Annotated in this window: 22 protein-coding genes; 10 read left to right on the plus strand and 12 right to left on the minus strand. The window is 69.7% G+C overall.

Annotation, left to right across the window (positions count from 1 at the left end; all coding sequences use genetic code 11):
• The 3 genes from VE172_RS06385 to mraZ all read right to left on the minus strand — a co-directional run.
• Positions 1-192: hypothetical protein (locus VE172_RS06385; RefSeq protein WP_324798761.1), on the minus strand; the 192-nt coding region annotated here is incomplete at its 3' end.
• Positions 189-1,196: a 16S rRNA (cytosine(1402)-N(4))-methyltransferase RsmH gene (rsmH, locus tag VE172_RS06390; protein WP_349258278.1), complete on the minus strand. Its 1,008-nt coding sequence runs from the start codon at positions 1,194-1,196 to the stop codon at positions 189-191. The genes rsmH and VE172_RS06385, both read right to left, overlap by 4 nt.
• Positions 1,197-1,339: 143 nt before the next feature.
• On the minus strand, positions 1,340-1,771 hold the full coding sequence (gene mraZ / locus VE172_RS06395) for a division/cell wall cluster transcriptional repressor MraZ (RefSeq protein ID WP_324798768.1): 432 nt from the start codon (positions 1,769-1,771) through the stop codon (positions 1,340-1,342).
• Between the two features lie 303 nt (positions 1,772-2,074).
• On the opposite strand from mraZ, the gene VE172_RS06400 reads away from it, so the two are divergent.
• Positions 2,075-3,289 (plus strand): cytochrome P450, encoded by a 1,215-nt coding sequence (locus tag VE172_RS06400; protein ID WP_324798771.1) that lies wholly within the window; start codon positions 2,075-2,077, stop codon positions 3,287-3,289.
• A 6-nt stretch (positions 3,290-3,295) separates the two neighbouring features.
• Here the strand turns inward: VE172_RS06400 and VE172_RS06405 are convergent, their stop codons facing one another.
• Positions 3,296-4,009, minus strand: coding sequence for a class I SAM-dependent methyltransferase (locus tag VE172_RS06405; RefSeq protein ID WP_324798774.1), 714 nt, complete (start codon positions 4,007-4,009; stop codon positions 3,296-3,298).
• A 193-nt stretch (positions 4,010-4,202) separates the two neighbouring features.
• Here VE172_RS06405 and VE172_RS06410 point away from each other — a divergent pair, with 193 nt between their 5' ends.
• From VE172_RS06410 to VE172_RS06435, 6 genes are all read left to right on the plus strand, one after another.
• Positions 4,203-5,435: a Mur ligase family protein gene (locus VE172_RS06410; protein ID WP_324798777.1), complete on the plus strand. Its 1,233-nt coding sequence runs from the start codon at positions 4,203-4,205 to the stop codon at positions 5,433-5,435.
• Complete coding sequence (locus VE172_RS06415; RefSeq protein ID WP_349258277.1) at positions 5,425-6,144, plus strand: type 1 glutamine amidotransferase; 720 nt, start codon at positions 5,425-5,427, stop codon at positions 6,142-6,144. Before VE172_RS06410 ends, VE172_RS06415 begins: the two co-directional genes overlap by 11 nt.
• 58 nt (positions 6,145-6,202) lie before the next feature.
• On the plus strand, positions 6,203-6,418 hold the full coding sequence (locus VE172_RS06420; protein WP_324798782.1) for a DUF5703 family protein: 216 nt from the start codon (positions 6,203-6,205) through the stop codon (positions 6,416-6,418).
• Positions 6,419-6,530: 112 nt separating this feature from the next.
• Positions 6,531-7,352 carry an SGNH/GDSL hydrolase family protein gene (locus VE172_RS06425; RefSeq protein WP_324798785.1) on the plus strand — a complete coding sequence of 274 codons (822 nt, stop codon included), beginning with the start codon at positions 6,531-6,533 and terminating at the stop codon, positions 7,350-7,352.
• A 60-nt stretch (positions 7,353-7,412) separates the two neighbouring features.
• A complete protein-coding gene (locus tag VE172_RS06430) occupies positions 7,413-8,744 on the plus strand; it encodes a M20/M25/M40 family metallo-hydrolase (RefSeq protein WP_324798787.1) in 1,332 nt (443 codons plus the stop codon).
• A gap of 18 nt (positions 8,745-8,762) precedes the next feature.
• Entirely contained in the window at positions 8,763-9,428 is a 666-nt protein-coding gene (locus VE172_RS06435) for a hypothetical protein (RefSeq protein WP_324798789.1), read from the plus strand.
• A 4-nt stretch (positions 9,429-9,432) separates the two neighbouring features.
• Here the strand turns inward: VE172_RS06435 and VE172_RS06440 are convergent, their stop codons facing one another.
• Positions 9,433-10,905 carry a DUF6114 domain-containing protein gene (locus VE172_RS06440; protein ID WP_324798792.1) on the minus strand — a complete coding sequence of 491 codons (1,473 nt, stop codon included), beginning with the start codon at positions 10,903-10,905 and terminating at the stop codon, positions 9,433-9,435.
• Positions 10,906-10,927: 22 nt separating this feature from the next.
• Complete coding sequence (locus tag VE172_RS06445; RefSeq protein WP_324798795.1) at positions 10,928-11,533, minus strand: DUF6230 family protein; 606 nt, start codon at positions 11,531-11,533, stop codon at positions 10,928-10,930.
• 121 nt (positions 11,534-11,654) lie between these two features.
• Here VE172_RS06445 and VE172_RS06450 point away from each other — a divergent pair, with 121 nt between their 5' ends.
• Positions 11,655-12,299 carry a TetR/AcrR family transcriptional regulator gene (locus VE172_RS06450; protein WP_324798797.1) on the plus strand — a complete coding sequence of 215 codons (645 nt, stop codon included), beginning with the start codon at positions 11,655-11,657 and terminating at the stop codon, positions 12,297-12,299.
• Positions 12,300-12,352: 53 nt separating this feature from the next.
• Entirely contained in the window at positions 12,353-14,503 is a 2,151-nt protein-coding gene (locus VE172_RS06455) for a transglycosylase domain-containing protein (RefSeq protein WP_324798800.1), read from the plus strand.
• Here the strand turns inward: VE172_RS06455 and VE172_RS06460 are convergent.
• The 3 genes from VE172_RS06460 to VE172_RS06470 form a co-directional block, all read right to left on the minus strand.
• Positions 14,500-15,393 carry an alpha/beta fold hydrolase gene (locus tag VE172_RS06460; RefSeq protein WP_324798803.1) on the minus strand — a complete coding sequence of 298 codons (894 nt, stop codon included), beginning with the start codon at positions 15,391-15,393 and terminating at the stop codon, positions 14,500-14,502. The genes VE172_RS06455 and VE172_RS06460 overlap by 4 nt on opposite strands.
• A gap of 12 nt (positions 15,394-15,405) precedes the next feature.
• The gene (locus VE172_RS06465) at positions 15,406-16,869 is read right to left on the minus strand and encodes a flavin-containing monooxygenase (RefSeq protein ID WP_324798804.1); all 1,464 of its coding nucleotides are present in this window, start codon (positions 16,867-16,869) and stop codon (positions 15,406-15,408) included.
• Between the two features lie 90 nt (positions 16,870-16,959).
• Positions 16,960-17,877: an NmrA/HSCARG family protein gene (locus VE172_RS06470; protein ID WP_324798806.1), complete on the minus strand. Its 918-nt coding sequence runs from the start codon at positions 17,875-17,877 to the stop codon at positions 16,960-16,962.
• Between the two features lie 112 nt (positions 17,878-17,989).
• On the opposite strand from VE172_RS06470, the gene VE172_RS06475 reads away from it, so the two are divergent.
• Positions 17,990-18,748, plus strand: a complete 759-nt coding sequence (locus tag VE172_RS06475) for a TetR/AcrR family transcriptional regulator (RefSeq protein ID WP_324798809.1) — start codon at positions 17,990-17,992, stop codon at positions 18,746-18,748.
• 4 nt (positions 18,749-18,752) lie between these two features.
• On the opposite strand, the gene VE172_RS06480 is transcribed toward VE172_RS06475, so the two are convergent.
• The 3 genes from VE172_RS06480 to VE172_RS06490 all read right to left on the minus strand — a co-directional run.
• A complete protein-coding gene (locus tag VE172_RS06480) occupies positions 18,753-19,622 on the minus strand; it encodes a hypothetical protein (RefSeq protein WP_324798812.1) in 870 nt (289 codons plus the stop codon).
• Positions 19,623-19,675: 53 nt separating this feature from the next.
• Positions 19,676-19,882 (minus strand): hypothetical protein, encoded by a 207-nt coding sequence (locus VE172_RS06485; RefSeq protein ID WP_324798815.1) that lies wholly within the window; start codon positions 19,880-19,882, stop codon positions 19,676-19,678.
• 1,049 nt (positions 19,883-20,931) lie between these two features.
• Positions 20,932-22,152 (minus strand): ATP-dependent helicase C-terminal domain-containing protein (locus VE172_RS06490; protein WP_324798818.1); only part of this gene is annotated, 1,221 nt, incomplete at its 5' end.

The raw sequence follows: 22,152 nt of genomic DNA on the forward strand, positions 1-22,152 counted from the left end.
GGCGAAGGTGTCCAGCGCCAGATCGCCGTCGACGGCGGGCCGCCCGGCCCCGTCGCCCAGCAGGGCACGGCGCCGCGAGTCGGCGGCGCGCGCCCGCCGGCGGGCGCTCTTGATGATCTCGTCACTGTTGGCCCGGCGCGCGGCGCTGCCCGCTCCGTTCCGGCGCTGAGAAGAGTTCCTGGCCGTACTCATCGCTCATCCTCCCCATGGGAATGCGTTTCCTGGTCGTTCCCGTGTGTCTCAAGTCGTCGCGCGGCCCGCAGCTTCGCCGACGCCGCGCGGGGGTTGCCCGCGATCTCGCGATCCGAGGGCGGCTGCGCCCCCTTGGTCAGCCACGTGAACGTCGGCTCGGTGCCGGGCACGTCCATGGGCAGTCCCGCCGGGGCGGTCGACACGGTGCGCTCGGCGATCGCGCGCTTCACGATGCGGTCCTCAAGGGAGTGATAGGACAGCACCACGATGCGACCGTTCGGACGCAACAGGTCCATCGCGCGGGGCAGCGCCTCGCGCAGCACATCCAGCTCGGCGTTGACCTCGATGCGCAGCGCCTGGAAGGAGCGCTTGGAGGGGTTGCCGCCGCGCCGCCGGGTGGCCGCGGGGACCGCGTCGCGCACCAGGTCGGCCAGCTGGCGGCTGGACGTGATCGGGGCGCGCTTTCGGGCCGCCACAATGGACTTCGCGATCCGGGGCGCGAACCGCTCCTCGCCGTACAACCGAAGGATGCGGGCGAGCTCGCGCTCGGTGTAGGTGTTGACCACCTCTTCCGCGGTGATCCCCACGCTCTGGTCCATGCGCATGTCCAGGGGGGCGTCCTGCGCGTACGCGAAGCCGCGCGTCGCCTGGTCCAGCTGCATCGAGGACACGCCCAGATCGAACAGGGCGCCGTCGATGCCGTCGAGGCCCCGATCGGCCAGCACGGTGTGGATGTCGTCGTACACGGCGTGCACGGCGATGAAGCGCTGTCCGAAGTGGGCCAGGCGGTGCCCGGCGAGCTCCAGCGCGTCGGGGTCGCGGTCGATGCCGATCATCGTGAGGTCGGGGTGGGCGCGCAGCAGCGCCTCGGAGTGTCCCCCGGCCCCCAGCGTGGCGTCGACGCACACGGCGTCGGGACGGTCCAGACTCGGCGCCAGCAGCTGACACACGCGGTCGCGAAAGACCGGGACGTGAGCCCGTTCCTCCCCGAACTGCGTCATCATCATGGTCCGACCCCTTGTGTCCTCCACCGCCATATCCCCTGGACCCCAACCGCCTGTCACATACCTGGCACCGGGGAAGGAATGTCAGGTGCGCGGCGGGCGGGTGGAGACCGGACGATACGGCGGATTGCGCGTGCGTTGTCTTACAGACCTGCTGGTAGCTCCCCCTCCTCGATGTCGGCGAAGGCCTCCTCGCTGTCGGAGAGATAGGTCTGCCAGCTGTCGGCGTCCCAGATCTCGACCCGGCTGGACGCCCCGATGACCACCAGTTCCCGATCCAACCCGGCGTATTCGCGCAGATGCGCCGGGATGGTCACCCGGCCCTGCTTGTCGGGAATCTCGTCGTGGGCGCTGGCGAAGAACACCCTGTTATAGGCCCTGGCGGCCTTGTTGGTCATCGGTGCCTTGTGGAGCTCGTCGGCGATGCGATTGAACTCCGGCATGCAGAACACGTAGAGGCAGCGTTCCTGACCCTTCGTGATCACCAAGCCTCCAGCCAACTCGTCGCGAAACTTCGCCGGAAGGATCAACCGTCCCTTGTCGTCCAGACGCGGAGTGTGGGTGCCGAGAAACATCGGCCTCACGCTCCCCCCGGACCGACCCACGTGACGCGGGTTCAAGGTGTGGCTGTGGCGCCGGTTGGCCCCACCAGTGCGCTCCACCCTACTCCACTTTCCTCCACCACGAGGGAGGAATTGGCGGAGGCATCCGGCTACCTAGCGGAATACGCGCAGGTCAGCGGCGGTGGAGCCGAGTGGAGGGCCGGGCGGAAAATGATCTTGGCAACGCCGCGCCACCTCGGTCAGCGTTTGGTCAGCGCCCGGTCCGCGCCCCGGGCTTCGATGGGGTCACTCGCTTTCACTCGAACGGAGGACGACATGTCAGCCACTGTGGAGACCGGCGCGCGCGGATCGTCGGTGCCGACCATTCCGATGCGCCGCAGCCACCCCCTCGATCCGCCCGACGACATGGCGCGGCTGCGGGCCACCGCGCCGGTGAGCCCGCTGCGGTTCACCGACGGCTCGGTGGGCTGGCTGGTGACGGGGTACGCCGCGGCCCGCCGGCTGTTGGCCGACACCAGGTTGAGTTCGCGGATGGACCTGCGCCGCACGACGGTCCGTCCCTCGGACGGGGACGATCCCCCGGCCGATCCGGGCATGTTCATCTTCCAGGACCCGCCCGACCACACCCGCTACCGCCGCCTGCTCACCGGGCAGTTCACGGTGCGGCGGATGCGGTCGTTGGAGGGTCGGGTCGCGCGGATCGTGGCCGAAACGCTGGACGCCATGGAGGAGGCGGGTTCGCCCGCGGACCTGGTGAGCGGTTTCGCCCAGCCCATAGGGTCGACGGTGATCTGCGAGCTGCTCGGGGTTCCCGTGACCGACGCCGACTTCTTCCGCGGCTGGACCACCGAGCTGTTTCGCGTCGACACCGGCGAGCAGCAGTTGATCGCGGCGGCGGAGAAGATCGAGGACTACCTGGCGGATCTGGTGCGCGCCAAGCATTCTCACCTGGGCGACGACATCCTGTCTGGGCTGATCGCCAACGCGGGCCTCGGTGACGCCGAGGTCGCCGCCATGGCGATGCTGCTGCTGACCGCCGGTCACGACACCACGGCGAACATGTTGGGGCTGGGCGCCTTCGCGCTGCTGCGCCACCCCGGGCAGCTTCGGCGGCTGCGCGCCGATGCGTCGCTGGTCGACAACGCCGTGGAGGAGCTGCTGCGGTACCTGTCGATCGCGCAGTACGACGTCGCCAACCGTTGCGCCCTGGCCGACGTCGAGGTGGAGGGCACGCTGATCCGCGCGGGCCAGCCCGTGGCGATCGCCCTCAACGCCGCCAACCGCGACCCCGCCAAGTTCGACGGCCCCGACGTCCTCGACATCACCCGCGCGACCGCGGGCCATCTGGCCTTCGGCCACGGCGTCCACCAGTGCCTGGGCCAACAGCTGGCCCGCATCGAGCTGCGCATCGGCTTCGCCGCCCTGCTGCGGCGCTTCGGCGGCCTGCGCTTGGACGTCGACGCCTCCGAGGTGCTGATGCGCGAGGGCAGCACCATCTACGGCGTCGTCAGCCTCCCCGTGTCCTGGTGAGGCGGCTCAACGACGGGTCGCGGTGAGCCTCCAAAAGGGAAGCCTGGCGCGGCCCCGCTCGTCGACGGGCAGATCGGGTGTCGCGGCGACCTTCATGAAGGCGGCGAATTCGGCGGCGGTGTAGCCGCCGGTGTATTCGGCCGGGTCGAGATCCTCGATGATCCACTGGGGATTGACGGCGTCCCACAGCTCGTCGCGGCCGATCAGCTCCTGGCCGGCGAACAGCTGCGGGCCGGTGTCGGCGAAGCAGAAGAGGTGGAGGCGGGCGTCGGGCCGGGTGACGCGGTGCAGGGCCTCCATGTAGGCGGGGCGTTGGTCGCGGGACAGGCAGTGGAAGAGCGCGCTGTCCACGACGGTGGCGAATCGGCCGTCGTAGCCGGTGAGCCTCGTGGCGTCGGCCACGGCGAACTCCAGCCTGCCGTCGGCGTCGCCGTGGCGGTCGCGGCAGCGCTGTACCGCGGCGGGCGCGAAGTCGACGCCCGTGACGCGATAGCCGCGTTCGGCGAGGAACGCGGCGTTGTCGCCGAGCCCGCACCCGACGTCCAGCACCGGCCCGTCGATCAGCCCCGACGCCTCCAGCTCGACCAGCATGGGCTGCGGCCCGTCGATCTGCCAGGGCAGCCGGTCCGGGGCGGTCCCCAGTGGCCCGTCCCCGCGGTAGAAGGCGTCGAATTCGGCCTCGGCTCGAGCGAATTCGGTCCGTTCGTTGTCTTGTGTCACTTGGCTTCTCCTCGTCTCGAGGTGCGGCTTCAGCGATATTTCAACGGTCGTTGAATATCCTAGCAACCGCGAGGCGACTTGTTCGGCGGCGTGGCGACCAACACCCAAATCCCCTGCTGTGCCCGTGTGACAGACTTTCCCGACGGCACAGCGTTTTGCGTGCGACCCCCAACCGAGACGAAGGGTGCGGAATATGACCAACCTGCCACCGCGCGCCCGTTTCGCCACCGCGATGTTGCGCACCGCCGCGACCCTGTCGCGGATGAGCGGACGCGGCGACGGCTCCGTGATCGGCGGCAAGGTGGGCCTCACCATCGAGCCCCGGTTGCTGACGCTGTTGGCGGCCGGACGGCAGGTGGCGTTGATCTCCGGCACCAACGGCAAGACCACCACCACGCGGTTCACCGCCGCCGCCCTGGAGGCGACCGGGCCGGTGGCCACCAACTCCTTCGGCGCCAACATGCCCACCGGGCACACCACCGCGCTGGCCAAGGCCCGCGGCGCCGTCAACTGCGTCCTCGAGGTCGACGAGCACTACCTGCCGAGGCTGATGGCCGAGGCCACGCCCCGGGTGATCGCGCTGCTCAACCTCTCGCGCGACCAGCTCGACCGCGCCATGGAGGTGTCGGGGCTGGCCGCCAAGTGGCGCGAGGCCCTGTCGGCCGCGCCCGACGTGCCGCTCATCGCCAACGCCGACGACCCCTGGGTCACCTGGGCCGCCGGCGCCAGCAAGCACGTCACCTGGGTGGCCGGCGGGCAGCGCTGGCAGGAGGACTCCTGGGTGTGCCCCCAGTGCGGCAAACACCTGGAGCGCTACGGCGAGTTCTGGCGCTGCTCGGCCTGCGGCCTCACCCGCCCGACCCCGGACTGGACCATCGACGGCGACACCGTGCTCACTCCGGACGGCTCGCGGGTCGGCCTGGATCTGCGGCTGCCCGGCCAGGTGAACCGGGCCAACGCCGCGGTCGCCCTGGCCGTCGCCGACGCCTTCGACATCGCCCCCGAGATCGCCGCGCCCCGGCTCACCCAGGTGAAGTCGGTGGCGGGGCGCTACGCGGTGGTGCGCCGCGACGGGCGCCGCATCCGCCTGCTGCTGTCGAAGAACCCCGCCGGCTGGCTGGAGGCCTTCGACATGCTGGAGCCGCGCTGCCCGGTGGTGCTGGCGCTCAACGCCCGCGAGGTCGACGGCTACGACACCTCGTGGATCTACGACGTGGACTACTCGCCGGTGCAGGGCCGCCAGGTGATCGCCATCGGCGACCGCCGCATGGACCTGGCGGTGCGCCTCCAGGTCAACGGCATCGACTTCACGGTGGTCGACGACATCGACGCCGCGATCAGGGCGCTGCCCCCCGGCGATGTGGAGGTCATCGCCAACTACACCGCGTTCCAAGACATCCGAGCGGAGTTCGACCGTGTCAACTAGCATGCTTCGTCTGGTGTGGATCTACCCCGATCTGCTGTCCACCTATGGGGACCGGGGCAACCTGCTGATCCTGGCGCACCGCGCCGAATCCCGCCGCATCCTCACCGAGTCCATCATGGTGCGAAGCGACCGGCCGATTCCGCGCGAGGCGGACATCTACCTGATCGGCGGCGGCGAGGACGGCCCGCAGTCCTTGGCGGCCAACAAGATGATCGCCGACGGCGCGGTGGCCGAGGCCGCGAGCCTGGGCAAGGTGATCTTCGCGGTGTGCGCGGGCTACCAGATCCTCGGGGAGTCCTTCGTCGCCAGCGGCGAGCGCTGCGGCGGGCTGGGCCTGTTGGACATGCGCTCCGATCGCGGCGAGACCCGGGCGGTGGGAGAACTGTCCGGAAAGGTCGATCCCCGGCTCAACCTGCCCGAGCTCACCGGTTTCGAGAACCACGGCGGGCGCACCCACCTGGGTCCCGAGTCCAGCCCGCTGGCGTCGGTGGAGCACGGCATCGGCAACGACGGCGCCGGCGAGGGCGCCTGGCGCGACAAGATCGTCGGCACCTATCTGCACGGCCCCGCCCTGGCGCGCAACCCCGCGCTGGCCGACCTGTTGCTGGCCTGGTCGATCGGGCGTCAGCCGTCCGAACTACCCGTGCTGGACGACGCCTGGGCGGGCAAATTGCGTGGCGAACGCCTCGCCGCCCTCCCATCGACCTAAGAGGACTCGCCGCCGCGCGGGGGTGGCGAAAATCCAGGTTCGAGAGGATGATGTCCGCATGGACGATGAATCGAGCGAACCTGGATCTTACGAGTACGCCCCGCTGCGCCTGCCGACGGATCTTGACACTCTGTCCGCGCAGGCGCGGCTGTCGATCGCGGCCGAGTACGGTGGTTGGGAGCTGGCCAAGGTGCGTCGCTACGCCGACGGCACCCGCCAGGTCACGCTGCGGCGCAAGCTGAGCAATCGACTGTTGCCGCGGCTGTCGTTCTGACACGCGGCATCGGGGTGTCCAACCGGGCGGGTTGGATCAAATATCGGCTCCACGGCGTTGCCGGTGTCAGGATTGAGAAAATCCGTTCGTCGACACCGCGCAGGAGGCCGCAGTGCTGTCACGCTGGATCGCCGCCATCGGCGTCGCCATCGTCCTCGTCATCCCTGCCAGTGCCCCCGCCGTCTCGGCACCCAGCGCGCCCTCGTCCATGGCCGCGCTGGGGGACTCGCTGACCCGGGGTTTCAACGCCTGCGGCTGGCTCTTCGACTGCGAGCCGCGCTCCTGGAGCACCGGCGACAACCCCGAGGTGAACTCGCACTACTGGCGCATCCTGGCCCAAAACCCCGCCATCGAGGGCAACGCCTTCAACGACGCCCAGACCGGATCGAAGTCCGACCGGCTGCCCGGCCAGGCGGCCAAGGCGGTGCGACAGCATGTCGAGTACGTCACGATCCTGATCGGCGGCAATGACGCGTGCTCCTACAGCGCCAAGGCGATGACCAGCCCGAAGCAGTTTCGCGCCAATGTGGACAAGGCTCTGGAGACGCTGCATACGGGTCTGCCCAAGGCCGACGTCTTCATCGCCAGCGTCCCGGACGTGGTGCGGCTGTGGGATCTCGGGCACGGCAACTCCATCGCGCGCAAGGTATGGGACACCACGGGCATCTGCCGCAGCGTGCTGACCCGCCCCACCGGGATGACCAAGGCCGATGTGGAGCGCCGCGACATGGTGGGCGAGCGCGTCGACGACTACAACACCCAGCTGGCCGCGGCGTGCGAGGATTACGGCCCGCGCTGCAAGTACGACGGGGGCGCGCTGCACGACTACCGGTTCTCGTTCGGGCAGATCTCGCGATGGGACTACTTCCACCTCAACGTCAAGGGTCAGGCGGCGATCGCGGACCTGACGTACCGGGCGGGCTTCGACTGGTGAGTGCGGCGGATCACGATGACCGCCCCACCCGACGTCGGTGAACGCTGGTAGGAATGATCCATGTCTACCAACGACGCCGCTGTCGCGCATCCGTCCGCCGTCGACGAGGTCGTCGAGCTGTGCCGGGACCTGATTCGCATCGACACCACCAACACCGGTGACACCACGACGTCCGCGGGCGAGCGCTCGGCCGCCGAGTACGTGGCGGCGAAGCTGGCCGAGGTCGGCCTGGAGCCGAAGATCTACGAGAGCGCGCCGGGGCGCGCCAGTGTCGTGGCCCGCTACGAGGGCGCCGATCCGTCGCGTCCGGCGCTGTTGCTGCACGGGCACCTGGACGTGGTTCCCGCCGACGCCAGCGAGTGGACGGTGCACCCGTTCTCCGGCGAGGTGAGGGACGACTACCTGTGGGGCCGGGGCGCGGTGGACATGAAGGACTTCGACGCGATGCTGCTGGCGGTGGTGCGGCAGTGGAAGCGCGAGGGGCGGGTGCCGCCGCGGGACTTCGTGCTGATGTTCCTGGCCGACGAGGAGGCCGCGGGCGGCTACGGCGCGCACTTCCTGGTGGACGAGCACCGCGAGGTGTTCGACGGGGTCACCGAGGCGGTCGGCGAGGTCGGCGGTTTCTCGGTGTCGATCAACAACGACCTGCGGCTGTACATGATCGAGACCGCCGAGAAGGGCCTGGATTGGCTGCGGCTCAAGGTGAGCGGCCGTCCGGGTCACGGGTCGATGATCCACGACGACAACGCGGTGACCCTGTTGTCGGAGGCGGTGGCGCGGGTGGGGCGGCACCGGTTCCCGGTGGAGCTCACCCCGACCGTGCGGGCGTTCCTGTCGGAGGTGTCGGAGGTGCTGGGCATCGAGATCGACCTGGACAGTCCCGAAAGCGCCATCGCCAAGCTGGGTCCGATCGCGCGGATCGTCGGCGCGACCATTCGGCACACGGCGAACCCGACGCGGCTGGAGGCTGGGTACAAGGAGAACGTGATCCCGGGCAAGGCCTCGGCGGTGATCGACTGCCGTCCCCTGCCGGGTCGCACCGAGGAGTTCCTGGAGCAGCTGCGCGCCGTCATCGGCCCGGACGTGGACATCGAGCACATTCACCAGCAGCCCGGCCTGGAAACCACATTCGACGGTCCACTGGTGGACGCGATGGCGCAATCCTTGCGGCACTTCGACCCCGGGGCGCGGCCGGTGCCGTACATGCTGTCGGGCGGGACGGATGCGAAGGCATTTGCACGCCTCGATATTCGTGGGTTTGGTTTCGCTCCTTTGAAACTGCCCGCCGATTTGGACTTCGCCGCGTTGTTCCACGGTATCGACGAGCGAGTTCCCGTTGATGGACTACGGTTCGGGGTACGCGTTTTGGATCGTTTCCTGTCACAGACCTAATGGGGGTTGGAAAAGCCCATGCCGGACGACCTGACCGCGGCGCTCGAGGCCGTGATCGCCGCCGCCCGTGAACATCTGGCGAAGGTCCGCGCCGCCGACGGGCGGGTGGACGACGAGTCGGTGTGGCGCGCCTACGTGTCGCTCAACAACTCGGCCTGCGTGTACGACGAGATCATGCGCACCCGCTACGACGAGGTGACGCCCTTCGACCTGGAGCCCCTGGAGGCCGAGGAGGGCGAGGCTGAGTGGGCGGGAACCGAGGTGGTGGACGAGGCGGTGGAACCCGACGCCGAGCCCACCCTGGTCTCGGTGCGACAGCGCCGCGACTACGTGGTGCCCAGCGCCGTGGCGCTGCAGCGCGCCGCCGAGCGGGCCCGCGACGAGGTGCCCGACCCCGAGGGCGACGACCAGCCCGTGCGGGGCATCGGCGACGCCGTCCTGGAGCTGTTGCATTCGGGGGACGGAACCCTGCGCAGCCTGGAGATCCCCGAGCTGACGCCGATGGACGGCATCGTGGTGATCAACGAGGTGGGCAGCGGTCTCGACGTCACGGCCACCTCCGAGGGAGGCGAGGACGTGGCGTTCGCCGTGGACGCGGGCGATCCCGTGATCGGGCGGCTCGACGAACGGTCCTTTCAGGACGACCACCGCAAGGGCGGCGACGACGACCGCGAAGAGGGCTGAGCCGCTACCTGGCGACCTCGTCGAGTTCGGGGAGACGGATCTGATCGGCGCGGGCGTAGGCCATGTTCACCGTCGCGTCGGTGATGATCAGGTACGGCACGATCAGCGGGGGCGGGAAGTCGGGCGTGAACACCACAGGGATCAGCCCGAACAGCAGGCCCGCCATGCGTTGCACGTAGAGCCGAACGTCCCCCGTCAGGACCGCCTCGGTGGGTTTGTTGATGACGTGCAGTTGCTGTGACACGCCCGGGATCTCGGAGTGTTGGTCCACCTTGGCCAGCTGGAGCTTGTCCATCGTGAACTCCAGGGCGCGCTTGGAGCCCTTGGCGGTGGGGACGTCCACGACGCCGTTGTAGGCGAGGCCCGTCTGGGTCATCTTGATGGACTCCAGCACCCACGTGTGGCTGGCGACCGTGGGGAGATCGGCGGCGTGGGACGCGGTGGAGCCCTTGTGTTTCAGGCAGGCGGCCAGCGCCGTGGCGGCGTGCTCGGCGGCCTTGGTGCCGAGCTTCGGCATGGTGGTGGGCAGCTGCTTCTTATCGCAGTCGGCGGGGATGTCGGGCTTGGACGGCTTATCGGGTTTGTCGGGTGTGGACGGCGAATCGGTGGGGCCGCTGGGGCTCGGCGAGGAGCCGTCGGAGCTCGAGGGCCAAGGCCACGGCCAGGGCCAGTCGGCGGTCGTGGCGGGGTCGGCCGATGCCCGTGGCACGGCGACGAACGCGGACAACAGCAGCAGGGACAACACGACGACGAGGCCGCGGTGTCGGGGGGTTCGTGGCGCGGCGGGGCGGCGCGGGGGTCGTGCGGGGCGGATCGTGACGTTGGCGTTGGGGGGCGTGTCGTCGGCGGTTTGGGTGCTACTCCCCCCCGACGGCTGAACACCATGCTCAGCGCCTCCTTCGTTGTCAGCGGTCGCGTCGGTGGGGCCCGCGGCGGCGTCGGTGGCGGGCTCCGACAGCCGCGACGCCTCGTCGACTGGTTCGGACTCGGCCGTGTCGGTGGGGCCCGCGGCGTCGGTGGCGGGCTCGGACGGCCGCGACGCCTCGTCGACAGGTTCGGACACGGCCGTGGTGTCGGGATCCCTTGGCTCCCAGGCGAAGATCATCGCGCCGCCCACGACCATGAGCAACAGTCCGATGAAGAAGCCGCCCAGATTGGACACCACAAAGGACGCAAGGCCGAGCACCACGATGACGATCCCCAGCAGCGAGCGCAGGTCGAGTCGGACCCAGCTGAAGACGCTCAGGATCACCACCAGGACGCTGATCAGCACCGAGCCGATGCCCGCCAGTCCCCGCAGCATCATGACCTGCAGGGGCGCGTACGACAGGGCGAAGATCTCGATCGCGCCGAGGATCGCCAGCGCCCCGCCCCACGCGGGGCGGGTGCGGCGCCAGCGGCGGAAGCGTTGTCGCCCACGGCGTAGGCGGCCCAGCGCCGTCGGCCAGTCGTCGGCGACGGGGGTTTCGTCGTTCATGAGCGGGTCCTTCGCGTGGGGTCTACCAGCATTCGTGCTTTCCCGCCTTGATGGTCAGGCTCAGGCCGTGGAGGGCGAAGGTGCCCGCGGTGGTGGCCCAGTTGCGGCCCTTGACGTGCTTGATGACGATGGTCTTGGACTGCTGGCCGAAGGCTCCCGATTCGCCCTGGTGGCCCGATACCCGGTCCAGGCCGCCCGCGTCGCGGCCGATCTCGATGTCGGTGAAGGTGGCGTCGCCCTTCAGGTCGTCGGTGTCGAGGACCAGGTTGGTGGCCTCGATCGGCTTGTCCCTGCCCGCCGAGATCCGAATCGTGTAGGTCCCCATGGGGGTGTCGTAGACCGCGGACTGGCAGAGGTTGTAGATCTTCGCCTTGGCGATGCCCGCGGGTGCGACGGGATGGCCGTGATCGTCACCGTCCACGTCGATCGATCCATATTGGGCGAACCCGGTGCCCACCAGCTTGTCGGCGGTGATCTTGAAGGAGTGGGCGGAGACGGCGAAGCTGGTGGCCATGGCGCCGTTGGCCGTGGCCACCAGCATTCCCGCGCCCAGCGCCAGCGCGGGCACCGCCAGCATGGCGAACCTGCGCCACCGCGTGTGTCCCGAAGCATCGGAGTGTGTGGACATGACTGTCGTGTCCTCTCTCAAGCCGCGCGGGGGATTCACGGCGGAGGTCCCGCCGGGTAGCGCGGACGATGTCACTGAGATTTTTTATCCGTTACCGTCGGTAACAGATACTCTAGGAAACATGAGTCAGGGTGGGTTTGTCAAGACCGATGCGCGCGAAGCCGACGGAAGGTCCACCCGATGGCAGGCGCACCGCCAGGCCCGCCGCGACGAGATCGTCCAGGCCGCCGTGCGCGCGATTCACAAGCGCGGCAGCACCATCAGCATGAACGACATCGCCGCCGAGGCAAGGGTCTCCAAGCCCGTCCTCTATAGACACTTCGCCGACCAGGCCGACCTCTACCACGCCGTCGGCCAGCACGCCGCCCGCTGGCTGGTGGCCTGGCTGACCCAGCACCTGGAGCCCGGCGCCGAGCCCACCGACATGATCGCCACCGTGATCGACGCCTACCTGGGCGCGGTGGAGACCGAGCCCCACCTGTACCGCTTCGTGATCCGCTACGCCTTCGCCGACGAGTCGTCCCCGCACGCCGTGGAGGGATTCCGCGACATCGTGGTGCGCGCCGTGGAGGAGGTGCTGCGCACCCGGCTCGAGGCGCGCGGCGGCGACACCTCCGCGTGCCGCCCCTGGGCGCACGGCGTGGTCGGTCTCGTGCAGTCGGTGGGCGAATGGTGGCTGGACCAGCCCGGCGCCACCACCCGACAACAGCTCACCGCTCAGCTCAGCGCGCTGATCTGGAATGGACTGTCGCAGGCGTTGCCTTAGGGAAAACCGCCCCAAGGCGGGCGGTTCGGCACTGTAAACCTTAAGGACTGGTTGTGACGCCAACGCGCCAGACCGGTTGCGGCGTCTACTTTATGACGCTGATCGCCGCGACCAGAAAGGCACGCATGAGCCACTCCCCGCCGTCCCCGTCCGACCCCACCCGGCACGGTGTCGAAGACGACGACAGCGAACCCGCCGCGGACACCACGCCGTTGGGGCGCGCCCGCGTCAGATCGGTCGCGTCGCGGGTGGCGCGCCGGATGAAGGCCAACCGCCGCAAGAAGACCCGCCGCAAGCGCCGGCTCGTGGCGCTGGCGGCCATCGTGTCCATTCTGGTGGGTCTGGTGGGCGTGGGAGGTTCGATCTTCTTCGCCAACGTCGCGCTACCGGAGGACCTGGACGCCAAGCTGGCCCAAAACTCCACTGTCTACTATTCGGACGGCAAGACCGTCATGGGAAACCTGGGCACCCAAAAGCGCACCTCGGTGAAGCTGTCGCAGATTCCCGAGCACCTGCAGTGGGCCGTCATCTCCGCCGAGGACCAGGGCTTCTACCACCACACCGGCGTGGACTTCTGGGGCGTGATGCGGGCGCTGTGGAACAACGTGACCGGCGGCGACACGCAGGGGGCGTCCACGCTCACCCAGCAGTACGTCGGCCAGGTCGCCGACATCCGCGGCGACGGCAGCTATCTGCGCAAGGCCCGCGAGGCCGTCATGGCGATGAAGATGGAGGAACGCTTCGGCAAGAAGTCGATCCTCAATCACTACCTGAATCTGGTCTACTTCGGACGGGGCGCCTACGGGGTGCAGGCCGCCGCGCACGCGTTCTTCGGCAAGTCGGTGGAGAAGCTGAACGTGTCGGAGTCCGCGCTGCTGGCGGCGCAGATCCGGGCCCCCAACGGCTCCTACGACCCCGGCGACCCGCTGGGCAAGCGCAACGCCCACGGCAAGCACACGCCGCAGGGCCGGTGGTCCTATGTGCTGGATCAGATGGTCAAGACGGGAAAGCTGACCAGCCAGCACCGCGAGGAACTCACGAAGCTCCCCGACACGGTCGACCCCAACTCGCTGACCGGCTCCGGCGCCGACAAGCCGACGGGATTCGTCACCAGCGGCCTGGTGCTGGAGGAGCTGCACCAGCGCGGCATCAAGACCGAGTCGGTGCTGCGCGGCGGTTACCACATCACCACCACGATCAACCACGACCTGGAGGACAAGACGGTGTCGGCCGTCGCGATCGCCACCAAGAAGAAAAAGGACGCCGGCATCGCCGTGGTGGAACCGGGAACCGGCAAGATCCTCGCGTACTACGGCGGGCCGAAGGCCACCGGCGCCGACCAGGCCTCCGCCGCCGTGCCGCATCCCGCCGGGACCACGTTCAACGCCGTGACGGCGCTGGCGGCCGTGGGACACGGCGCCACCACCGCGACCGAGCTCGACGGCAGGTCCCCGCTGAAGGTGAAGGGGCGCGCCGAACCCGTGGAGAACACCGGCGGGGTCAGCAAGTCGCACGTCATGCTGGCCGACGCGGTGATCAAGAAGCTCGACACCCCGATGTATCGGCTCGCCGACAAGATCGGCCCGGACAAGGTCGCCGCGACGGCCCGGGACCTCGGGGTCACGCAGCTTCGCGAGCCCTATACGGGCAAGGGCAGTCCGAAGACCCTGTCCACCGACGACGCGAAGGCGGGTTGGACGCCCGATGTCGGTATCGGTTCGTACGGCATGTCGGTGACCGACTCGGCGAACACGTACGCCACCATCGCCGATGTGGGCAAGCGCGCCACGCCGCACGTGATCGCCAAGGTCACGAACGCCTCGGGCGAGACTGTGTACAGTCCAAAATCGTCGTCCAAGCGCACGGTCGACCAGGCCGACGCCGCCAGCGTCGGATCGCTCCTGGCCCACGCCCCCGACGCCGATCTGGTCGACCACGGAACACCCATGATGATGCCCATGACCTACCTCAACGCGTCCCCCACCTGGTACTGCGGCGCCACCTCGCAATGGTCGATGTCGGTGTGGTCGGGCGACGGCAAGCACGAGGGCGACGGCAGTTCGCCGAAGAACACCACCGCGCAGCGCGTGTGGGAGGAGATATCCCCCCTGGCGTACCAGTTGTTCCCCGAGGACAATCCCAAGGCCCCGGACGACGGTGGTGTCACCCACGAGGGCCCCTCCTCGAGCCGCGGGCCCCGTTAGCCGGAGGCCAGGCGCGCCAAGCGATCCACCTCGGCGGCGAGTTCGGCCGGGCGCTCCAGCGGAATGGTGTGCCCGGCCCCCGGATAGATCAGCAGCCGGGCGCCGGGCACGCCGGAGGCCAGGCGCTTGGCGTGCCCCAGCGGGGTGAGGCGGTCGCGGGTGCCCGCCAGCACCCGCACCGGCACCGCGCTCAGGGCCCCCAGGGCCCGGTACCGGCGGTGGCGCATCAGCTCGGGCCAGAAGTCGCGTTGGGTGTCGGGGCGGGTGGTGGCGATCAGGCGGCGGCCCAGCTTCAGGTCGGCCCGCGGCACCTTCCCTCCGAACAGGACACGGCGGGCGATCGCGGTGTCCATCAGGCGCGCTCCGCGCGGTGCGCCGCCGCGTCGGGATCGGCGGGCGAACAGGTACGGCAGATAGCGGCGCTTCAGGAACCGATCGGCCAGACCCACCAGTCCCGCGCGGACGGCGTCGAGGTCGCCCGCCGAGGTGTTGACGAAGACCACCCCCGCCACGCGCCCGGCGAACAGCTCGGGCGAGCGTTCCGCCAGGGCCATGATCGCCATGCCCCCCATGGAATGCCCGACCAGGACGGCGGGGGTGCGCGGGCACAGCTCGTCCAGGACCAGGCGGATGTCGTCGCCGAGATCGGCGATGCCGTTGCCTCCCGAGGCGGCGGGCGTCGAGCGGCCGTGCCCCCGCAGGTCGGGGCGCAGCACCCGGGCTCGGCTGCCGCGCTCGGCCAGCGCGGCGGGTTGGGCGCGGTAGATCTCGGAGGTGAGGCACCAGCCGTGCAGGTAGATCACGGCGACGTCGGCGTCGGGCGGGCCGGAGTCGGCGACGTGCAGCCGGGCGCCGTCGGCGGTGTCGATCGTGAGATGCCGATCGTTCATGTCGCGGGCCGCCTATCGGGTGAGGATGAACGCGCTGGGGTCGGGGGTCTTGGTGCGGCGGCGGTACGTGAAGGTGTGGCCGGGCCACAGGGTGCGGTTGACGCCGTCGGGGTCGACGTACCAGCTGCGGCATCCGCCCACGCTCCACATCGCCGTGGACAGTCGCTTTTGGATGTCGCGGTTGTAGCCGGCCTCGGCGTCGGCGCGCACCTCGATGTGCTTGGCGCCGTACCGTTCCAGCATGCGCAGCGCGGCGAGGATGTAGCGGGTCTGGGATTCGGCGATGAACACCATCGAGTTGTGTCCCAGCCCGGTGTTGGGGCCGAGCATGCAGAACAGGTTGGGGAAGCCGGGGACCATGCTGCCGAGGTGCGCGTGGGGTCCCGGCGTCCAGGCTTCGGTGATGGAGACGCCGTCGCGGCCGTACAGGGGCAGGCCCGCGAACGCCGTGGTGACATGGAATCCGGTACCGAAGACGATGGCGTCGGCGCGGTGGGCGGCGCCGTCGTCGGTGACGATGCCGCGCGGGGTGACCTCGGCCAACGAATGGGTGACGACGTCCACATTGTCACGTCCCAGCGCGGGATAGTAGTCGTTGGACAGCAGGATGCGCTTGCAGCCGATCCGGAAGTCGGGGGTGAGGGCGCGGGCGAGCTCACCGTCGCCGACGCCGCGGCGGATGTGGCGGCGGGCCAGGCCCTCCAGGGCCTTGATCAGCCGCGGGTGTCGCATCCCGAGGAGGCGGGATTCGTTGCGCCAGTAGATGGCGTAGCGGTAGAGGCGCTGCAGGGCGGGCACGCGCCGCAGCAGGCGCTGTTCGCGCTCGGAGATGCGGCGTTCGGAGCGCGGCAGCACCCACGGCGGGGTGCGTTGCACCAGGGTGAGGCGCTCGACGAGCGGCGCGATGCGGGGCACGAACTGGATGGCGCTGGCGCCCGTGCCGATCACGGCGACCCGCTTGCCGCGCAGATCGACGTCGTGGTTCCACTGCGAGGAGTGGAAGGCGGGCCCGCAGAAGGTGTCGAGGCCGGGCACGTCGGGCAGGCGGGGCACGTGCAGCGGGCCCATGCCGAGGACCAGGACGCCGGCGGTGATGGTCGCGCCGTCGGCGGTGTCGATGGTCCACAGTGCGGTGTCGGAATCGAAGCGGGCGCCGGCGAATCGGGTGCCGAAGCGGATGCGCGGCAGGAGGTCGTGGCGGTCGGCGCAGTCGCGCAGGTAGTTCTGGATCTCGGCGTGGCCCGAGTAGGAGCGCGTCCACCGCGGGTTGGGAGCGAAGGAGTAGGAGTAGAGGTGGGATTGGACGTCGCAGGCGCAGCCCGGGTAGGTGTTCTCGCGCCAGGTACCGCCGAGGTCGTCGGCCTTCTCCAGGATCGCGAAGTCGTCGATGCCCGCGCGGCGCAGGCCGATCGCCACCGCCAGCCCGGAAAAGCCCGCGCCGACGATGAGGACGCGGACGTCGGGTGAGGCAGCCATCGTGACTCCCGGTGTCGAATCCATCAACCTTACTGGTGGGTAAGGTATCGCGAATTCGCTTGCGGCGCAAGACGGCTGCCCCACATGCCGCTAGCTGGCGGCCGCGGACCGCTCCGCGACCTTGGCCCGCACCTCGTCGCGGTGCCGCCGCAGCCAGGCGTCGAACGTCAACAGGCCGGGGTGGATGGCGCGCAGCCGCTCGATGTCGACCTGAGGCATGAACTTGTTCATGGTTTCCAGGGCGCGCGCGGTGTCGGGACTGGCCTTGCGGATCTCGTCCAGCGGCACCTGGACGTACGGGACCCGGCCGCCCGCGGCCCGACCGATCGCGGCGGCGATCTCGGGCTGCACCAACGAATCCCCCGCCAGTTCGTAGGCCTGTCCACGGTGCCTGTCGGGGTCGGCGAACGCCAGCGCCGCGAACGCGCCGATGTCCTCGGTGGCGATCAGGGGCTCGTTCATGTCGGGAGACAGCGGCGTGACCAGGGCCCCGTCGCGCAGTCCCCGATGCGAACCCAGGTAGTTCTGCATGAACGAGACGGGGCGCAGGATCGTCGCCGAGATTCCCGAGTCGCGGATGTGCCTCTCGACCTCGGCCTTGTTGGCGATCAACGGAAGCACCGACTCCAGCTCGGGCGCCCCCACGCCGACGGACGACGAGTACACCAGGTGGCCCGCGCCCGCCCGAAGCGCGGCGTCGACGACATTGACGCCGCCGCGGACCTCGTGGCGGCGATCGTCGGCGTACTCGCTGCCGTCGAAGGTCCCCGGGTGCACGCTGTAGACGCCCCAGGCACCCGCGAAGGCGGCGTCCAGCGACGCCCGATCGTCCAGGTCCGCCGACACCACCTCGGCGCCCGCCGCGGCCAGGCGCTTCGCCGCCTCCCCTCGCGGGCTTCGGGTCACCGCCCGCACCCGCCAGCCGTCCCGCGACAACGCCTCGGCCACCGCGCCGCCCTGCTGCCCCGTGGCCCCGAGGACGGCGACAACTTTATCCACTGTGTTCATACTCGCTCCATTCCGAGAGGTCGGGCCGCCCTCGGCTACAATCGGAGGGTCGGACCCGCTTACCAAAACGGAACGCTACACCCGCTTACCGCTCATCGCCAAGGAGGAACGCGTGACCGCCACCACTCCCCGCGCCGACGCCCAGCGCAACCGCGCCAAGGTGCTGGCCGCCGCCGAGGAGCTGTTCGCCACCAGGGGCCTGGCGGTCCCCCTCGACGAGATCGCCCGCTGCGCGGGGGTCGGCGCGGGCACCGTGTATCGCCACTTCCCCACCAAGGACGCCCTGCTCGAGGCGGTGATGACCGCTCGCATCGTCCAACTGGCCGCCGACGCCCAGGCCGCCCTCACCGTCGCCGACCCCGTCGCGGCCTTCTTCGACTTCCTGGTCCACACCATGGAAAGGGCCCGCCTCAACACCGCGCTGTGCGACGCCATCCGCCGCGACGACGACTGGCGCACCATCGGCAACCCCGACCTGCGCTGCCGCTTCCAAGACGCCATGGCCCAGCTCCTCGCCCGCGCCCAGGACGCGGGCGCGGTGCGCACCGACATCACCATCGCCGAGGTGACGGCGCTGGTGCCCGGCTACGTGGCCATGGCCGGCTTCGCCCCGAACGCCCGCGTCAAGGAACTGCTCCTGGACGCCCTGCGTCCCCGCGTCGTGCCGTCACGAAACAGCGTTACGTTTCATAACGGTGAGACGGATCGGCCTTCTGACAGTCACGAAACCCCCCGCTGCGTCGAATGCGGGACGGCGTTGCGGGAGGCGTCCACGGGTCGTCCCGCGAAGTACTGCGGCCCAGCATGTCGGCAAAAGGCACACCGCAGACGAGCGACCACGGCCGCGGACGGCCGACAGCACGTTTCGTGACGCCTCACCACGTCGGCGACGGCAGGGGCGCGTCCCCCGTCAGATCGAGCGCCAGGTCGGTCCACACCTCGCGTCGGGCGCGCCACAGGCCCGCGAACCGTCGAATCCGCCGAACGATGTAACGGTGCCGCTCGGCGGTGGGCCGCCAACCTCTCTGGCACAGCGTCGTCAACACGTACTCCAACATCGCCTGCGGCTCCACCAGGACATGCCGCATGTTGAACACCAGCAGCTTCCACCCCGCGGCCCCGATCGCGGCGCGCCTCCTGGCGTCCTGCCCCGCGAAGGCCGCCCCCGCGTGAAACCACTGCCCGTCGTACTCGATCCCCAGGCGAAACTCCCGATACCCGAGATCCACTTTGAACGTTTCCGATCCCGATCTCACCGCCACCTGCGTCGACGGCCGCGGCAGCCCCACCTCCTGGATCATGCACCGCACCCACGTCTCCATCGTCGACTCGGCCCCCGCGTCGGCCACCTCCACGACGGTGCGCGCCCGTCGCCTGCCCGTCCGCTCGACGAACCACGCCAACTCCTCGCGGCCGAGGCCCACCCGCAGGAACTTGTCCACCGCGGCAACGGCATCCAGCCACGGCAGGTGGTGCGCACAGTCGGCGGCGGTGCGCACGGGCGTGGTCGTTCGGATGCCGTGCCACGTCTGAATGTGACTCGGCGGGATCTTCCAGCGGTACACGTAGGAGCCAGGGATGCACGGGTCGCTGATGCCTCGTGCCACCACGATCTCCACGCCGTAGTCGCGGCCGCGTCTGCACGGCGGCGTCGCGTCCACGCCATGGATGCGCGCGGCGGTTCGCATCACGGTCACCACACCCGAGGAGCGCAGCGTGTCGAGGGAGCTTCCGAAGTCCGACATGGGACCACGATGCGGAAGTCGTAGCCGATTCGCTACGCAATTTCAGCTGGGGTTCAGGTGCGGCTGCGAATAACTCCCTCGGCCGCGGCCGATTCGTGGGGGCCGTCATCGGAAATGGTCGAGAATGCGCTCGCGACAGGTTGGCGCGCGGTCTCCTGACGGTCGGTGCGGCTGGGGCACAGGCGCTTGTTCGATGTCGGAACGGCCCTGTCGACCGCGGCCGCGTCGTGCGAGGCCGTCACCACGGAGTACTCGGACACCTGATCGGTAGACGGCAGGGGCGCCAGCAATCATCGGCCGCCGCTGGCCGTGTGCCAATGCCAGACAATGTCTTCGACCATGATCGCAACGCGGCAAGTCGCCACCACGGAACAAACACGGACACTGGGCCGACGACAGAAACACGGGCAACCAGCGGGAACTGGTGCCCGTATGCCGCGCGCCACAGAAGCCCCTCGAACACGGACGCCTCGAGCGAAGTCGTCATAACGGGGCGGACGGGAATACCGCGGGGATGACAAGGGCGCGGGAAACTAGCGGGCGCTACGGCCTGCACGCCAGGGACAGACGCATCCCTCGACCACAAACACAACACGGTAAGTCGCCACCACACGGACATTGGGCCGACGACAGGAACACGGGAGCATGCGGGCAGTACAGCCTGCGTACGTACTGAGTGGACGACAGGAACGCAGGCAACCAGCGGTCGCTACGGCCTGCACGCCACGGACCCACGCATCCCTCGACTACAAACAAGCACGGTACGTCGCCGCCATGGCAAAGACGTGCCACTGGGCTGGTGGCGGGAACAAGGGGAGCCAGAAGGCGCTGCCGCCCGCATGCTGCCACCGCATAAACCTCTCGACATCGGCCGCATCGCGCGAAGCCGCCGCCACACAACAGTCGGACCTGCCGAGCAGACGACAGGCACACCAACAACCAGCGAGCACCGCCGTCCACGTGCCAACCCACTACATACCCCCGAGCGCGCTCACATCCCGCGAGGCCGTCACGACACAACAGTCGGACCTGCCGAGCAGACGACAGGAACGTAGGTAGGCAACGGCTGCTGCCGTCCCGTACGCCAGCACACACCTCTGCGCGAAGCCGCCGCCACGGAACCGACGGGCCTGCCGAGCAGACGGCAGGAACGCAAGCAGCCAGCGCAGATTGCCGCCCCGTACGACAGCGCCACACAAACGCCTTGGGCGCCCACGCCGCGCGAGACCGTCACCACGGGACAGTCAGGGACCTGGTGAGCCGACGGCAGGAACTCAGGCAGCCAGCGGGCGGTGCAGGGCGCGTTTGTCTACGAGCGCGGGGGTCGCTTGGTGCGGCGGGTGGGTTGGGCGGTGGCGGGGTCTTCGGGCCAGGGGTGTTTGGGGTAGCGGCCGCGCAGGTCGGATCGGACGTGGCGATAGCCGTTGTGCCAGAAGGATTCCAGGTCGCTGGTGACGGCGGCGGGGCGGCCGGCGGGTGACAGGAGGCGCAGGACCAGGGGGATGCGGCCGTTGGCGATGGAGGGGGTCGTGGTGGCGCCGAAGAACTCCTGGAGTTTGGCTTCGAGGGCGGGGGCGTGGGGGTCGGAGTAGTCGACACGGTATTTCGAGCCGCTGGGGACGGGGACGCGTTCGGGGGCGAGGCGGTCGAAGTCCGTGGCGTGTTGCCAGGGGATCAGGCGGCGCAGGGCCGAGGCGATGTTGATGCGGGCCAGGTCGGCGCGGCCGCGGGCCTTGGACAGCTCGGGTTCGAGCCACTGGTGCGCGTTGGCGATCAAGTTGGTGTCGTCGACTTCGGGCCAGGGGTCGCCGAAGGTGGTGCGGCAGAAGGCGAGGCGTTGGCGAACGGCATCGGCGTCGCGGCCGAACCGCAAGAGCCGCAGGCCCTCCGAGCGAAGACCGTCCACCAGTGCCTTGTTGAGTTCCTCGGGGGCGGCGCGGATCGGACGCTCCGTCAGCACGATGGCGCCAAGCCGCTCGACCTCGCGCGCCACCACATCGTTGGAGCGCCAGGCGATCTCGCGTTCGTGGGTGAGGAGGGTGGCGGCGGTCTCCCGCGCGATCGCGGCGTCGCCGACGGCCGCCAGCCTGACGCGGGCGCTGGCGCGTCCAGGTTGGCGGTCGGCGCTGGCGATCGCCAACCACTCCATGTTCGACAGTGGCGACGACTCGCCCAGCTGGGCGGCGGTGCCCCCCGCCATCAGGTATTCGTGTCTCGCCCCCGACCGCAGCCGTGCCAGGCGTTCGGGGAACGCCAGGGCCACAACGTATGCGGCCGCCAGGTCGTCGGGCAGGCGCGGGCCGCCCCGCGAGGTCGCGGCCTGGCGGGCATCGGGGGGCTCGGCCGCGGTGGCGGACTGCTGGAAGCGGCGGACCTCGGTGGACCAGGCACGGTCATGGGTGGAGCGCAGGCGGCGGAGTTCGGCGCCCAGGTCGTCGGTGGCGGGGGCGGCGTCGCGCGACAAAAGCGCCACGATCTCGGCGGCGCGGCGGGGGCCGACGGCGGGGGCGCCGTCGAGGAGTGCGCGGGC

The sequence above is a fragment of the Stackebrandtia sp. genome, assembly GCF_035643755.1.
Classification (GTDB): domain Bacteria; phylum Actinomycetota; class Actinomycetes; order Mycobacteriales; family Micromonosporaceae; genus Stackebrandtia.

Excerpts from the sequence above, each read along its gene's own strand:
- VE172_RS06400 (WP_324798771.1), top strand. The coding sequence starts at position 2,075 with ATGTCAGCCACTGTGGAGACCGGCGCGCGCGGATCGTCGGTGCCGACC.
- VE172_RS06435 (WP_324798789.1), top strand. The coding sequence starts at position 8,763 with ATGCCGGACGACCTGACCGCGGCGCTCGAGGCCGTGATCGCCGCCGCC.
- VE172_RS06410 (WP_324798777.1), top strand. The coding sequence starts at position 4,203 with ATGACCAACCTGCCACCGCGCGCCCGTTTCGCCACCGCGATGTTGCGC.
- rsmH (WP_349258278.1), bottom strand. The coding sequence starts at position 1,196 with ATGATGACGCAGTTCGGGGAGGAACGGGCTCACGTCCCGGTCTTTCGC.
- VE172_RS06450 (WP_324798797.1), top strand. The coding sequence starts at position 11,655 with ATGAGTCAGGGTGGGTTTGTCAAGACCGATGCGCGCGAAGCCGACGGA.
- mraZ (WP_324798768.1), bottom strand. The coding sequence starts at position 1,771 with ATGTTTCTCGGCACCCACACTCCGCGTCTGGACGACAAGGGACGGTTG.
- VE172_RS06440 (WP_324798792.1), bottom strand. The coding sequence starts at position 10,905 with ATGAACGACGAAACCCCCGTCGCCGACGACTGGCCGACGGCGCTGGGC.
- VE172_RS06465 (WP_324798804.1), bottom strand. The coding sequence starts at position 16,869 with ATGGCTGCCTCACCCGACGTCCGCGTCCTCATCGTCGGCGCGGGCTTT.
- VE172_RS06420 (WP_324798782.1), top strand. The coding sequence starts at position 6,203 with ATGGACGATGAATCGAGCGAACCTGGATCTTACGAGTACGCCCCGCTG.
- VE172_RS06430 (WP_324798787.1), top strand. The coding sequence starts at position 7,413 with ATGTCTACCAACGACGCCGCTGTCGCGCATCCGTCCGCCGTCGACGAG.
- VE172_RS06460 (WP_324798803.1), bottom strand. The coding sequence starts at position 15,393 with ATGAACGATCGGCATCTCACGATCGACACCGCCGACGGCGCCCGGCTG.
- VE172_RS06480 (WP_324798812.1), bottom strand. The coding sequence starts at position 19,622 with ATGTCGGACTTCGGAAGCTCCCTCGACACGCTGCGCTCCTCGGGTGTG.
- VE172_RS06470 (WP_324798806.1), bottom strand. The coding sequence starts at position 17,877 with ATGAACACAGTGGATAAAGTTGTCGCCGTCCTCGGGGCCACGGGGCAG.
- VE172_RS06445 (WP_324798795.1), bottom strand. The coding sequence starts at position 11,533 with ATGTCCACACACTCCGATGCTTCGGGACACACGCGGTGGCGCAGGTTC.